This window comes from Chromobacterium aquaticum (assembly GCF_021129195.1).
GTDB classification, from domain to species: Bacteria; Pseudomonadota; Gammaproteobacteria; order Burkholderiales; family Chromobacteriaceae; genus Chromobacterium; species Chromobacterium aquaticum.
Genome location: NZ_JAJOHW010000055.1, coordinates 1 through 13993, shown reverse-complemented (window position 1 = coordinate 13993; position 13993 = coordinate 1). Strand labels below are relative to the sequence as shown.

Annotated in this window: 10 protein-coding genes; 4 read left to right on the top strand and 6 right to left on the bottom strand. The window is 65.0% G+C overall.

The window, feature by feature from the left end; genetic code table 11:
• A partial coding sequence (locus LQT98_RS09055) for a TonB-dependent receptor (RefSeq protein WP_231462025.1) occupies positions 1-2073 on the top strand: 2073 nt, incomplete at its 5' end.
• A gap of 227 nt (positions 2074-2300) precedes the next feature.
• On the opposite strand, the gene LQT98_RS09050 is transcribed toward LQT98_RS09055, so the two are convergent.
• Both LQT98_RS09050 and LQT98_RS09045 read right to left on the bottom strand, forming a co-directional pair.
• On the bottom strand, positions 2301-2627 hold the full coding sequence (locus LQT98_RS09050) for a hypothetical protein (protein WP_231462022.1): 327 nt from the start codon (positions 2625-2627) through the stop codon (positions 2301-2303).
• Between the two features lie 450 nt (positions 2628-3077).
• Entirely contained in the window at positions 3078-3776 is a 699-nt protein-coding gene (locus LQT98_RS09045) for an NUDIX hydrolase (protein ID WP_231462021.1), read from the bottom strand.
• A gap of 134 nt (positions 3777-3910) precedes the next feature.
• On the opposite strand from LQT98_RS09045, the gene LQT98_RS09040 reads away from it, so the two are divergent.
• Positions 3911-4723, top strand: a complete 813-nt coding sequence (locus LQT98_RS09040; protein WP_231462019.1) for a ribose-phosphate pyrophosphokinase-like domain-containing protein — start codon at positions 3911-3913, stop codon at positions 4721-4723.
• Positions 4724-4749: 26 nt separating this feature from the next.
• Positions 4750-6468 (top strand): nicotinate phosphoribosyltransferase, encoded by a 1719-nt coding sequence (locus tag LQT98_RS09035; protein ID WP_231462018.1) that lies wholly within the window; start codon positions 4750-4752, stop codon positions 6466-6468.
• Between the two features lie 67 nt (positions 6469-6535).
• Here the strand turns inward: LQT98_RS09035 and LQT98_RS09030 are convergent, their stop codons facing one another.
• The 4 genes from LQT98_RS09030 to LQT98_RS09015 all read right to left on the bottom strand — a co-directional run bounded on the left by LQT98_RS09030 (position 6536) and on the right by LQT98_RS09015 (position 11358).
• Entirely contained in the window at positions 6536-7525 is a 990-nt protein-coding gene (locus tag LQT98_RS09030; RefSeq protein ID WP_231462017.1) for a fimbrial protein, read from the bottom strand.
• 33 nt (positions 7526-7558) lie between these two features.
• Positions 7559-9955: a fimbria/pilus outer membrane usher protein gene (locus LQT98_RS09025; RefSeq protein ID WP_231462016.1), complete on the bottom strand. Its 2397-nt coding sequence runs from the start codon at positions 9953-9955 to the stop codon at positions 7559-7561.
• A gap of 41 nt (positions 9956-9996) precedes the next feature.
• Complete coding sequence (locus LQT98_RS09020) at positions 9997-10728, bottom strand: fimbrial biogenesis chaperone (RefSeq protein ID WP_231462015.1); 732 nt, start codon at positions 10726-10728, stop codon at positions 9997-9999.
• A gap of 63 nt (positions 10729-10791) precedes the next feature.
• Complete coding sequence (locus LQT98_RS09015; RefSeq protein ID WP_231462014.1) at positions 10792-11358, bottom strand: fimbrial protein; 567 nt, start codon at positions 11356-11358, stop codon at positions 10792-10794.
• Between the two features lie 424 nt (positions 11359-11782).
• On the opposite strand from LQT98_RS09015, the gene LQT98_RS09010 reads away from it, so the two are divergent.
• Positions 11783-13993: type VI secretion system Vgr family protein (locus tag LQT98_RS09010; RefSeq protein WP_231462013.1), on the top strand; the 2211-nt coding region annotated here is incomplete at its 3' end.

Genomic DNA, 13993 nt, shown 5'->3' with positions numbered 1-13993 from the left:
GACAAGGCGCCGGCCCAGGCCAGCGGCGGCGCGCCGGAACGGCTGGCGCCGGTGGTGGTGCAAGGCCGCCGCGTCTACGCCGGCGGCCAGTTGGCCACTGATAGCCGGGTGGGCGTGCTGGGCAATCTGGACGTGATGGACACGCCGTTCAGCACCATCAGCTACACCGAGGACTATGTCGAAAACCAGCAAGCACGGGATATTGGCACATTGATCGGTGCCGCCGACGCCTCGGTCTTTGTGGCTAGCAAACGGTCCGTCAAAGAAACATTCAATATCCGCGGCTTCCCCACCTCGGCCAACGATATGACCTTTAACGGCCTGATCGGCATGGCGCCGAATCAGCGCAGCTCCACCGAAATGGCGGCGCGGGTGGAAGTGCTGAAGGGGCCGTCCACCCTGCTCAACGGCATGCCGCCGGACGGCAGCCTGGGCGGCAGCGTCAACATCGTGCCCAAGCGCGCGGGCAACACACCGCTGACCTCGGTCACCGCGACTTTTGAATCCGACAATATGCCCGGCGTGCACGTGGACGTGGGCCGGCGCTTTGGCGACAAGCAGCAATGGGGCGTGCGCTTCAACGGCGTTTACCGCAACGGCGACACCGCGGTGGACAAGCAGAAGCAGGACATGGGCCTGGCCTCGCTGGGCCTGGACTGGCGCGGCGAGCGCGCTCGCGTTTCGCTGGACCTTTACAAGCAGCGGGAGAGGCTGGACGGCATCAACTACTTCGGCATCTCCTCCATCGCCTCAGGAGTGACACAGCTGCCCACGCCCAAGACTGGCAATTATCAGCTGGCGCCGGATTGGGCCGCCAGCATTAACAACACCCAGATGGCCATGCTGCGCGGCGAATACGAACTGAGCGATGCGCTCACCCTATTTGGCGCGTGGGGACAGCGGAACGTGGATTTCGACGCCCAGATCACCAGAAATGAATTGCTGAATAATGCCGGCGACATCAACATGAATGCCTTCCGCTTAATCAGCGACGGGACGCAGAAATCCGGCGAGGCCGGCGTGCGTGGTCATTTCGACACCGGCAAGATTCAACATAAATGGTCCTTGGTGGCCACGCGCTATACCTCGCAGTGGAACTACCAGAATGGCAGAGGGCCCTCCTTCACCACCAATTACTATGCGCCGTCCTTCGGACCCAAGCCGGCGTTCCGGTATATGGGCAGCAGCGTTGAGGACAAGCTGGGCGGCATCGCCCTGGCGGATACCCTCTCCTTCATGGACGGCAAGGTGCAATGGACGGTGGGCACGCGGCGTCAGAACGTGCAGAGCAGCAACTACGACGCGGCCGGCGCGCAAACCTCCAACTACGACCAAAGCCGCTGGTCCCCGGCCACGGCCTTGCTGGTCAAGCTATCGGACCAGCTCTCGGTTTACGGCAACTACATTCAGGGCCTGAACAAAGGCGACACCGCGCCCACTGCGGCCAAGAACGCCGGCGAAAGCCTGCAGCCGTATCAGACCGAGCAGTACGAGCTGGGCGCCAAGCTGGATTGGGGCGGCATTACCCATAGCCTGAGCCTGTTCCAGATCGCCCGGCCCAGCGCTTACACCAGCCCGGACAGCAATGTCTTCGGCGTGTACGGCGAGCAGCGCAACCGCGGCCTGGAGTGGAGTTTCTGGGGCGAGGCCAGCCGCGGCCTGCGCCTGATGGGCGGCGCATCCTACACCAGGGCCGAGCTGACCAAGGCGCTGGACCCGACGTACCTGGGCAAGCAGGCCACCGGCGTGCCCAAGGTGATGGCCAAGCTGGGCGTGGAATACGATATCGCCGCCTTGCCGGGCCTGACCGCCACCGGCAATGCCCAGTACGTGGGCGAGCGCTTCGTCCGCGACAACAACCAGCTGTCCTTGCCGTCCTACACTCTGTTTGATCTGGGCGCCCGTTACACCACCAAGCTGGCGGCCAAGGAAATCACCCTGCGCGCGACGGTGCAGAACGTTGCCAACCGAGCTTACTGGACGGGGTCATGGACCGGCGGCGATGGCAGCGGACTGTCCGGCGGCCTGGGCGCGCCGCGCACCTTGCTGTTGTCCGGCACGGTGTCGTTCTGAGAACGTGTTTACGATCTCGCGAGCTAAGGCGAGACAAGGCGAAACCGAGCGAAGAAGCGGAGTGTACAGGTGGTACATGAGCATTTTGAGCTTGGTTTCAACGCCCATTTCTATCCATCCCGCCGACGCGCAGCAGATCGTAAACAGGTTCTGAGGGGCTAGCGCCTGCGCCACCAGGCACCAAGCCCTCGCAACGCCGCAGCCTCCCCGCTGCGGCGTTGTCACGTCTACATCGCTTCCGACATCTGCGTGAAACCGGCCTGCAGTTCCTGGTGTATCGGCTCCAGCAAGGTCACGATCTGCTTGCAATTGACTTGCTGCTCCTCCGGGCAGTTCAGCAGCAGCGCCAACATCGCGTGCAGGCTCTGGTTAGCGGTGTGGATATGCACAATGCCGCGGGTCAGGCCTGCATCGGTTTGCAGATAGTGCTGCTCCAGGGTTTTGACCAGGGCGTAGAGATTGCCCTGGCCGGCGGTGACGATGCGCAGCTGCTTGATCTGCTCGTGCATTTGCCGCAGCGGTGACGGCCGGGCGCTGGCGGTGATGATGCTCATGGCTCGCTCTCCATCGCCGCGGGGCGGTCAACGCCGGGGTGTCGCCGGTAGAAACTCAATATATTCATTATGGCCTCCGCTTACATCGCTTCAGGGATGCCTGCGCGTCACGCATGGAAGGCGTGGGCAGGCGCATGACAAAGTTGGAGGACCGGTATATCAGCGGCAGCCCCGGAGGACTCGATGCCATGCGCCCACCCGATTGCGGCGGACGCATGGACATGACAAATCGCCGCCAAGCGATTTGTCTGGATATACACGCGCTGGGCCTCCAAGCCCAGGCTGCGTTATTGGGCGCAGCGCATGGGCGAAAGTAAGGGGGACGGTCCCGGGCGTCAAGGCGGCGGGGAACCGCGCCGGGAGGGACTGAGGACGGGAGGGGGTAGATGCCCGGCTGCGCGCTGCCCGCTGCGCCAGGTGTTGCGCAAGCTCAGAGGAGCTGCCGCCATGTCACCAGCGCGCGCGCTTGAACAGGCTGAGCCGGTTGATGCGGAACAGCCGCGCCGGGCGCTGCTTGCCGCCCAGGAATTCTTCGGTGGCTTCCAGGAGGGCGGCCTCGTCCGCGTATTCCCCGGGCTTGGCGTCCGCCACCTTGATGCCCAGCCGCGAGCGGAAGGTGCCGCGGGACACGGTTTCGCCAAAAATCTGCTCGTAAGTGTGTTGCAGCTGGGTGAGGGTGAAGCGCTCGGGCAGCAGCCAGCAAGGCAGGGTGGAATAGCTGGCCTTGTTGCGCACCCGTTGCACCGCTTCCCGCACTTGCTCGGCGTGGTCGAAGGCCAGCTCCGGCAGCTGGTCCACATCGTAGAAGTGGAATACGCCATCGCCGGCGTCCCGCAGTTGCTGCAGCGGGATCAGCGCCACGTGGGAGACGGCCACCGACCAGCCGCGCGGATCGCGCCGCGGGCCGGCGAAAGTGCGCAGCTGCTCCAGGTAGCGCGGCTCCAGCCCGGTCTTGTCGCGCAGCACGCGCTTGGCGGTGGCTTCGCAGCTATCGTCCTCGTCCACATGCACATAGCCGCCGGGCAGCGCCAGCTGGTGTTGGCAGGGGGCGTGGTCGCGGCGGTGCAGCGCCACTTGCAGGCCGGTGTCGCCCAAGGTGAGCAGGACAATGTCCACGCTGACGGCGGGCGCGGGGCGCGAGGGGCTCATGAGCGGTCTCCGGTTTGGCTTTGCCGATATTTTCCGCTAGATAGTTGCAAAACTCAACTAAGTTAATTTATACTGTGCGCATGTTAGTTGAAATTATCAACTAAGTAAGTCAACGCAGCGCAGGAGTCAGCATCATGTTCAAGATTTTCGCGGATTCGCAGCACGGCGGCAGCCAGCCGCTGGCCTTTCACAGCACGGTGTTTCCCGGTGGGGAAGTGCAGGTGTCGGTGGAAGTGGACGCGCCGGCGCAGGCCTTGCGCTTGCACGCCCATCTGCCGGACGCGCAGGCGGTGATGAGCTTGCTGATGCTGAGCGACGCGCTGCGCCGCGCTTATCCGGGGCGCCCGCTGGCCCTGCATCTGCCCTATGTGCCGTATGCGCGCCAGGACCGGGTGGCCAACCCGGGCGAGGCCTTGAGCGCCAAGGTGTTTTGCCAATTGATCAATGCCCAGGGCTACAGCCGGGTAGTGATCCAGGACCCGCACAGCGATGTGGTGACCGCGCTGCTGGACCGGGTGGAAGTGGAAGATCCGCTGCCGGCGCTGCGCCGAGTGCTGGAGCAAGTAGGCCCGGCGGCACTGGTGGCGCCGGACGCCGGCGCGCGCAAGCGGGTGCTGAAGCTGGCGCGGGAGCTGGGCTGCGAGGCGGTGCTGGCGGACAAGGTGAGGGACACCCAAAGCGGCCGCATCAGCGGCACCCAGGTGGCCGGCCCCTTGCCGGCGCTGCCGCTATTGGTGGTGGACGATATCTGCGATGGCGGCCGCACCTTCACCGAGCTGGCCAAGGCGCTGCGCGAACGCCAGCGGGAGCAGGGCCTGGACGCGCCGCTGCACCTGTACGTGACCCACGGCATTTTCAGCCATGGCCTGGAACCGCTGCTAGCGCATTACCAGCAGGTGTTCAGCCGCAATAACTGGACGGCGGATGCCAGCTGCCAGCTGGTTTGACTCACACATTAAATAGGGAATACATCATGAACGCCCCCATTCGCCCCCTGGCCCGTGAACTGAACCAGCTGCAGCCGTTCAATCTGGCGGACTTCTACAAAACCGGCCATCCGTCGATGTACCCGGCGGCCACCACCAAGCTGGTGGCCAATTTCACCCCGCGTTCGGCCAAGTACGCGCCGGTGCTGCCGGAGCTGTTCGACGACAAGGTGGTGTGGTTCGGCCTGCAGGGCTTCATCCAGCAATACCTGATCGATCTGTTCGACCAAGAGTTCTTCCGCCAGCCGCGGGACAAGGCGGTGCGCAAATACCAGCGCCGCATGGACACGGCGCTGGGCGCCGGCGCGGTGCCAGCAGGCCGGCTGGAAGCGTTGCACGCGCTCGGTTATTTGCCGCTGGAAATCCGCTCCCTGCCGGAAGGCGCGCGGGTGGACATCAAGGTGCCGCCGGTGATCTTCAGCAATACGCATCCGGATTTCCCCTGGGTGGCCACCTATTTTGAAACCCTGTTCAGCTGCGAATCCTGGAAGCCGTCCACCGTGGCCACCATCGCGTTTGAATTCCGCAAGCTGCTGGATTACTTCGCCCGCCTCACCGGCAGCGCGCCGGAGTTCGTCAATTGGCAGGGCCATGATTTTTCCATGCGCGGCATGAGCGGGGTGCACGACGCCATGCGCTGCGGCGCCGGCCATCTGCTGTCCTTCACCGGCACCGACACCATTCCGGCGCTGGACTACCTGGAGGACTTCTACGACGCGGACGCGGAGCGGGAACTGGTGGGCGGTTCCATTCCGGCGTCGGAGCACAGCGTGATGGCGCTGCGCATCCTGCTGACGCTGCAGCGGCTGCGCCGCGACCCGGCCCACTCCGGGCTGGAGGAGGCGGCGCTGCGCCGGCTGGCGGAGCGTGAGGTGGTGCGAGAGTTCGTCAGCCAGGACTATCCGCGGGGCATGGTGTCCATCGTCAGCGATACCTTTGATTTCTGGAACGTGGTCACGGTGATTGCCCGTGAGCTGAAGGACGCCATCCTGGCGCGAGGTCCGGACGCGTTGGGCAACGCCAAGGTGGTGTTCCGCCCGGACTCCGGCGATCCGGTGAAAATCCTCACCGGCTACCGCGACGAGGAACTGGTCCGCGTCGACGGCCTGCCGGCGCCGGACGCGAACGGAGCGTACACGGCGCTGAGCGACGGCCAGCGGGTGACGGAGGCGGAACGCAAGGGCGCGGTGGAGTGCTTGTGGGAGATTTACGGCGGCACGGTCAGCGACGCCGGCTACCGGCTGCTGGACAGCCATGTGGGCCTGATCTACGGCGACTCCATCACCTTGCCGCGCGCGCGCGCCATCCTGCGCCGGCTGGCGGCCAAGGGCTTTGCCTCCGGCAATGTGGTGTTCGGCATCGGCAGCTTTGTCTACGGCATGAATTCGCGGGACACCTTCGGCTATGCGCTGAAGGCGATTTACGCGGAAGTGGACGGCGAGGCGGTGGATATCTACAAGGACCCGGCCACGGACGACGGCACCAAGAAATCCGCCAAGGGCCTGCTGCGGGTGGAGCGCGAGGGCGATCATTATGTGCTGCACCAGCAGCAGACGGCGGAGCAGGCGGAGGGCGGCGAGTTGCGGCCGGTGTTCCGCGACGGCCGCTTGCTGGCGCGGCAATCGCTGGCGGAGATCCGGCAGCGGCTGATGGCTTCCTGGCAATGCCCGGAACCGGGCAGCATCCGCTGGGGCGTGGAGGACTGAGGCGCAGTAGGTTTTGAACAGATGCTAAGGCCGGGCATCATGCCCGGCCTTATTGCATTGTCGGGGCTCAATTAAAGCTCAGTTCCACGGTGGCTGCGGCGTTGACCTCGCCGGGCTGGATGGGGGCGCCGTTGACGGCGTAGCGCACCACCATGGGCAGCGCGTGCTGTTGCCTGGCCGCCAGGCTGGTGAACTCGGTGCCCAGCATATAGGCGCCGGTTTCGCCCTGGCGCTGCAGCTCCAACCCAATGCCCTGGGCGCTGTCAGGCCCGCCGGCAATGCTCAGCAGCGTGCCGGTGTTCCCTGGCGCGTTGGCGTCGCTCAGTTTGGCGCTGACGCTGGTGCCGGGCGCGCAGTCCAGATCGATGTTGAACCGCTTATCGCCGGCGCGGCCGGTGCCGGCGAAGTCGCGAGTGCTGACGTCGGGCAGGCGGACGGTTGGGCCGGCGTTTTTGAACGAGCAGCCTATCACCCTGATGGCGGGCTGATTGAAGGTGTAGCTGAACAACTCGGCGTCGATGGTTGGATTGCGTTTGTCATTCTTGTAGCGCATGAAGTAGCGCTGAGCCTGCAATGCATTGGAGGTGATGTTGCCGGTTTTGATGAGCTGAATCGTATCCGTGATGATGATCTGTCCACTGAGTTTAATTCCGCGCAGATTGGTGCTGTCATTGTTCAAGGCTGTCGCGCTGAAGGTCTGCGATTTGTGGCTGTGATCATTTCGATTGAACCAGCGGATACCAATGCCCTGTGTGCCGCTGTGCCTGACATTGTTTCCCGGTGCCTTGCCGTGGTCGATGTTGCTAGAGGCTTGATAAATGGCCCAACTGAGTTTCTTGTTTGCTTTTTGGGCGTTGCATTGGACCTTGGTCTGCATCGTCACCTCGGCGATGAGATAGCCGGGCTTGGCATCGTAAGGAATGAGTAATGGATCAGGAAAAGTGATGATTTGCGATTTTGCAATGCAATCAGCATGGCTTGGGCGGCTGCAACTCCCCAGCGCCAATAGCAAGACGAGGCAGGCCAGCAGCGGGCGGCGGGTAGGTGGTGTGAGCATTTGGGTATCCTTTTCTTTGATTAAGCGCGGCGCTTAGTGGCAAGGCAGCTCTAGCCGCTGGTAATGACGCCCGGGCTTGGCGGGTGGCAGCCGATAGCGGGCGCTGCAGCCGCCGTCGCTCCATTTCACGGTCAGCAGGCCTTGCGGCTGCGTGAGCAAGAGCAGTGTCCGGCCTTGCGGGTCCACGATGCCCAAGGGCCGGCCGGCACCATCCTCCACGCTGGCGCCAAACGGCGCCGCGCTGCCGTCGCGGCGGCGCAGGCTGAATTGAACGCGTCGGCCGCTGCGCGCCTTGAACACGGCCTTCACCACCGCGCCGCGGCGCGGCACCACTTGCTTGACGCCATCCTCCAGTTCCAGCGCGGCGCCCAGCTTGCGGCTGTCCAGGCTCAGGCTGTTGGCGCGATAAGGCTGGGCGTCGGCGCGCACGCTGTAGCCGTTGCCGCCCAGGCCGGCGCCGCCGTCCACTTGCATCAGGGCGAAGGTGTCGCCGACGGCGCGGCTGAGGTTGACGCCGCCGCCGTGGACGACGATGGCGCCGCTGGCGCCCAGGCTGGCGGATTGATGGCCGCGGGCGGCGCTATAGGCGGCGCTCAGCTGCGCGACATCGCCTTGATGGACGCCGCTGGCGCTTAGGCTGGCGTCGCCCTGGCTGTCGCGGCTCACGGAGACGGTGTAGCTGTCGGCCTCGCCCAACTGGCCGCTGAGGCTGGTATGCAGGGCGTTGCGGCCAAGCTGGGCGCTGAGCTGCGGGGCGTGTCGCCCGCTGTCCAGCGGCAGGCTGAAGCCCAGCATGATCTGGCTGTCGCCTTGGCCGCGGCCGTCGCGGCTCCGGCTAAGGCTGAGGTGGTAATGGAATTGTTTCCAGCGGTGGCTGTAAGCCAGGTTGAGGCTGTGGCTGGCGCCGGGCCGGCCCCAATCATTCTGTCGGCTGAGGCTGAGATAAAGGCTGCCGCGGCGGCCTTCGCGGCCCAGGGCCTGCTGGGCACTGAGGTCCATCCGCGCGCGCGCGCGGTGTTGGTTCGGGCGCTGGGCCAGGTCCGCCGCGTGATCGTTGAAGCTGCGGTAGCCGGCGGTGGAGTAGCGGTAAGCGGCCAGGGTGAGTTGGGTCTGGGTACGGGGCAGGGCCTTGTGGTACAGCAGGCGCAGGCTTTGCCCCTGGCTGCCGCTGCCTTGGGCGTGGCTGAGGGATTGGCTCAGGTCCAGCGACAGCGCGCCCAGCGGGGTGTTGGCGCCCAGGCCCAGCTTGACGGCCTGGAAGCGCGGCGAAAGCTGGAAGCCGGCGGCCACGGTGCCGTCGTCGCTGAGGCCGTAAACCAGCGAGCCGGCGGCCAGCGCGGGACGGGCCGCTTCGCCGCCCTGGTACTGACCCAGCGCGGCGTGGTATTTCCAGCGGCCTCTGGCCTGCATCAGCGGCAGGCTGGAGAAGCTTTGATGGCTGACGCGGCGGCTGCCGTCGGCTTCGGTCACCGTGATTTCCAGTTCGCCGTTGGAGCCGGAGGGGGTGATGTCGCTGAATTCGAAGGGGCCGGGAGGCACATCGGCGCGGTGCAGCACATAGCCGTTCTGGCGCACTTCCACCGTGGCCTGGCTCCGCGCCTGGCCGCGGACCACCGGGCGGTAGCCGCGCTCGCTGTCCGGCAGCATGGCCTCGTCCTGGCTGAGCTGCGCGCCACGGATGCGTACGCTGTCGAACAGCATGGCGTCGGTGTATTGCTCACCCAGCGCCAGCTGGCTGCGCAGCGCGGTGATGTCGCGCTGCAGCAGGGTGCGCTTGCTGCGTATTTCTGTCGCTTGGCCGGTATTCCCGCTGAGGGTGGCATCGTTGCGCAAGCGCCAGTCTCCCAGATTGAGCCCGTTTTGCAGGCCGAGATACCACTGGCGGCTGGCGCGGCCGTCCTGGCCACGGCTGTATTGGCTGCTGAATTGATAATTGGCGTAAGCGGCGTTGACGCCGGCGTCCCATAGCGAGGGATCGACATAGCCGTCGGCGCGGCGCAGTAGATGGGCTTGCGGCACGCTCAGCTCAAGTTGCAGCCGGGTGGAGTCGTAGCGCATTTGCGCGTGCTCCAGGCGTCGGGGCAGGTCCACGCAGGCCTCGTCACCGGCGCTGGACGGCGGCAGCTTGACGCCCAGCTTGCGCAGCAGCGCGGCATCCAGGCAGGGGCGGACTTTGCCGTCCGGCTCTTGGCGGAACAGGATGTCGCGGCGGTCGGCCAACTGGCGGTTGAGCAGGATGTCCACGCGATAGCTGCCGGGCAGGATGTCGTTGCCGGCGCTCAGCACCGCTTTGAGGTCCGCCGCCTGCCCGTCCAGTTTCAGAAAACGGGTGTTGAAGACGGGCGCGTCCGCCGCCAGCGCCTGCGCGCAGGCGATCAGCCAGCAGGCGCAGGCCAGCGGGATCGCGGCGCTGGGGCGGGCATGGGGCATCAGCGGCTTGCTTCTCATCGCCTTGCGGTCCGGCGGCCGGCTCAGGGCTCCAGCCGGCGCGGCTGGGCGGGCGCCGCGCCTTGCAGCCGGACTTCAAAAGCCTGGCTGGCGCCAAAGTCGTTGATGATCTGGTAGCGCAAGCGCGCGTCGTTTGCGGCGTCGGCGGGCAGCGGCCATTGCCCGCCGGCGCCGGGCGCCAGCATCCGGGCGCGGCTGATCTCCTTGGATTTTCCGCTGGAGAGCAGGGTCAGGCCGGTCACGGTCACGTGGTAGCGGCTGGGGTTGTCCGCTTGCAGCCAGCTGCTGCCGCGCTCGCGCCGCAGCCGCCAACGCAGGCGTTCCGGCGCTTGCAGCGCGTCGCCGTCCAGGCCCGGCGGGCGGTAGAACACCTTGACGCGCTGGCGCACCGCCAGTTGCAGCACATTGCCTTGCCCGGCGGCTTGCGGGATTTCCTGCACATTGAGCCAGAAGGCGGTTTCCCGTTGATCGGCCGCGCCGGCGCCGGCGTAGAGGATGCGCAGCAATTGCTCCTGCCCGGCCGGCAGCCGCGTCAGCGGCGGGGTGATGGCGAAGGGCAGTTCGACCTTGTCGCCGTCCAGCGCTTCCAGCCAGGACTGCACCAGGATGTCCGCGCCGTGGTTGCGCACGGTGACGGCGGCTTCCGGATGCGCGCCGTCGAAAATGACGCGGGTGCCGTTGAGGCTGATGCCGGCGTTGGCGTGGGGCATGGCCAGCCAGGCCGCCAAGCCGGCGGCTTGCAGCAGGGTTTTCATGATGGGGCCCTGAAAATAGACAACGGCGGGAAACCCGCCGCTGTGGGTGGAAGTGAGGAGGGCTTAGTCGTAGCTCAGTTCGAAGGGGAGGTCGGCTTGTACGGGGCCGGCGGACATCGGGGTAACTGCCGGGTCCTTAACGTAAGCGGCATCAAACGTTATGGTTTCGCTTGAGCTCGGAGTGGGCTTGTTCAGCAGTTCTCCAGTCTCAAGGTCATAGCTTGTGTCAGTTCCCGTCTGATACAGCGCGATGCCAACGCCAGCTGCCGGTGAGCCGCTGGCGGTGTTCTTCAGGATCTTGGTTTGGCCTGTGAGCGTGTTGGTGCCGTTTAGAGCTTTGAGGGACACGGTCAAATTTTTAGCGCCCGTGCAGGCAATTACTATTGAGTGCTTTTTGGGAGCACTGGGTTTGCTCGCCAAGGCTTGCACCTTGTCCATGGAGATCTCGTCCAGAGTGACATCAATAGTGGGAATAGCCATCGCTTTGCTGCCGTTTACCGAGCAACTGGGCGCAGTGACTTTGCCAGTAAACTTGATGGCGCCGGTTCGGGTGACGGTGGCGTGGGACGCCAGCGGAAGCGCGGCGGCAAAGACGGCCGCCAGGGCCAGCAGGCTGTGTTTTGGTTTCATGGTGGTCTCCAGTGGTTGCGGCGCGCAGGTGCTTGGCCTGGGCCTTGAGTGGAGACGGCATGATAAAAACACATTCAATTCAGGTCTTTAGCCTGACTTTGAGCGCTTCTTACCTTTTCTTACCAAGCCATAACTTTTCTTGTTTGGACTTTTTGATATCGGCAAACAAGGTTTAAGCCGCTCATGGGGATTGATAAGAGTTTAAACCTGTCCTTTTGGACAGGTTTGTGAAAATGGCAATTTTATAGGATTGTCCGCTAAGTGCCGGTTATCTAAAATGTTTTGACTCAAATTTTGTCATCTCCACCCTCATTACGCCTCAAGGCCCCCATCCGCAGACCAGGTCGAAGCCCGTCGCCATGGGGGCTTTGCATAAGGCTGGTTTGGGGGTGTTTTGATTTTGGATAGTTCGAAGGACCGCCCCATGGACCTCAGCAGCCTGCTCGCCAGCTTCGCCTCCGCCTTCAACCAGGACCAGCGCCTACTCACCCTCAGCCTGGGCGACGGCAGCGTGGCGGCCGAGCAATTGCTGCCGCTGAGCTTGGCCGGCGAAGAAGGCGTGTCCCGGTCTTACGCCTACCAGCTCACCTGTTTGTCTCCGGACGGCAAGATCGAACTCAAGAGCCTGCTCGGCCTGCCGGCTAGGCTTGGCATCCTCGACGCCGCCGGCGCGGAGAGCCTGCGCTGCGGCGTGGTGTCCAAGGCCGAGTGCCTGGGCTCGGACGGCGGCTTCAGCCGTTATCAGCTGACCATTGAGCCGCCGTTCGCGCTGCTGCGGCACCGCGTCAGCTCGCGGGTGTTCCAGGATCAGTCGGTGCCGGACATCGTCACGCAGATCCTGAGCGAGCATCAGCAGGCCAATCCGGTGTTCGCCCGCGTCCAGGCCCAGGACTTCAAGACCGGCCCGGCGTCGCCGCGCAGCTACTGTCTGCAATACCGCGAGAGCGATTACGACTTCATCGTGCGCCTGCTGCACGAAGAGGGTTACGCCTGGCGTTTCGATCACCTTGACGGCGAGGTTCCCCAGGTACAACTGGCCGCCTTCGACGACCCCTACAGCCTGCCGCCGGCCAGCGTGGAACGAGTGCGCTTCCACCGCAGCGACGCCACCGAGGCCGAAGACGGCCTGACCGAGTGGAACGCCCAGCGCCAGATCGTCCCCGCCGCAGTGGCCTTGGCCAGCTTCGACTACCAGCCGGTGCAGACCCAGCACAGCGGCGACGACAGCCGCATCGACCAGGGCCAGAACGGCAAGGCGCTGCAATCCTCCTTGCACGACTACGACCCGCAATCGCTGTACTACGCCGGCGACGCCGACCAACTCAGCCACTATGCCCAGCTGCGCCAGCAGGCGCATGATCTCAAGGCCAAGCAGTTCAGCGGCGGCGGCTCGGTGCGCGGCCTGGCCGCCGGCCAATGGTTCCGCCTGGACGAACACCCGGCCCACGACGGCGACAGCAGCGAACAGCGCGAATTCGTCGTCACCCGCCAAACCCTGAGCGCGCGCAACAACCTGCCGGCGGATCTCAAGGCTTTCCAGGATGGCAAGGAAGCGCAACCCTTCCGCGCTGACTTCGACGCCCAGCGCCGCGGCGTGCCGCTGACCCCGGCCTACGCCCATACCGAACTGGCCAAGCCCAAGTCCCGCGGCGTGCAAACCGCGACCGTGGTCGGCCCCCAGGGTGAAGAAGTCCACACCGACCAGCACGGCCGCATCAAGGTGCAGTTCCACTGGCAGCGGCCGGACGAACACCCCAGCATCGGCGCGGGGATGGACGATAAATCCTCCTGCTGGCTGCGGGTGGTGATGCCCAGCGCCGGCGCCGGCTGGGGCCATCAATTCATCCCGCGCATTGGCCAGGAAGTGCTGGTCGATTTCATCGAAGGCGATATCGACCGCCCGGTGATCACCGGCGTGCTCTACAACGGCAGCCACGCCACCCCGGACTTCAGCGGCGCGGGCGCCTTGCCGGCGAATAAAACCCTGTCCGGTATCAAATCCAAGGAACACCAGGGCGGCCAGTACAACGAACTCTTGTTCGACGACACCCCAGGTGAAGTCAGAGCCAAGCTCAGTTCCGAACCCGGCAAGACCCAACTCAACCAAGGTTTCCTCACCCAGCCGCGCAGCAATGGCAAGGCCGAACCGCGCGGCGACGGCTTTGAACTGCGTACCGACCATCACGGCGCCGTCCGCGCCGGCCACGGCCTGCTGCTGAGCACCGAAGCGCAGAACGGCGCGTCCGGTAAACAACTGGCGCGCGAACAGGCGCAAAGCCAGCTGGACGCGGCACTCAGCCTGAGCCAAAGCCTGGGCGACACCGCCAGCGGCCAGCAGGCGGACACCATGGAAACCGGGCCGGAGGAAATCGGCCCAGACAACGCCAAGGCCGCCAAGAAAACCGAAGGCCATCTGCAACACCAGGCTACGGCCTTGAAAGCCTGGGAAGCCGGTTCCAACACCGACAAGGACGGAAAGACCGCCAAGGAACAGACCGGCCGCCAGCCCTTGCTGGTTCTGTCCGCGCCGGCCGGCATCGCCAGCCTGAGCCAGCAAAGCCAGACCGTGGCGGCGGGAACCAATCTGGACCTGGTGGCGCAGCGCGACACCAATCAAACCTCGGGCCGGCGCTGG

Bases quoted from the DNA above. Each gene is read 5' to 3' on its own strand.
- LQT98_RS09030 (WP_231462017.1), bottom strand. From the start codon at position 7,525: ATGCTCACACCACCTACCCGCCGCCCGCTGCTGGCCTGCCTCGTCTTG.
- LQT98_RS09040 (WP_231462019.1), top strand. From the start codon at position 3,911: ATGTTCAAGATTTTCGCGGATTCGCAGCACGGCGGCAGCCAGCCGCTG.
- LQT98_RS09015 (WP_231462014.1), bottom strand. From the start codon at position 11,358: ATGAAACCAAAACACAGCCTGCTGGCCCTGGCGGCCGTCTTTGCCGCC.
- LQT98_RS09020 (WP_231462015.1), bottom strand. From the start codon at position 10,728: ATGAAAACCCTGCTGCAAGCCGCCGGCTTGGCGGCCTGGCTGGCCATG.
- LQT98_RS09035 (WP_231462018.1), top strand. From the start codon at position 4,750: ATGAACGCCCCCATTCGCCCCCTGGCCCGTGAACTGAACCAGCTGCAG.
- LQT98_RS09025 (WP_231462016.1), bottom strand. From the start codon at position 9,955: ATGCCCCATGCCCGCCCCAGCGCCGCGATCCCGCTGGCCTGCGCCTGC.
- LQT98_RS09045 (WP_231462021.1), bottom strand. From the start codon at position 3,776: ATGAGCCCCTCGCGCCCCGCGCCCGCCGTCAGCGTGGACATTGTCCTG.
- LQT98_RS09050 (WP_231462022.1), bottom strand. From the start codon at position 2,627: ATGAGCATCATCACCGCCAGCGCCCGGCCGTCACCGCTGCGGCAAATG.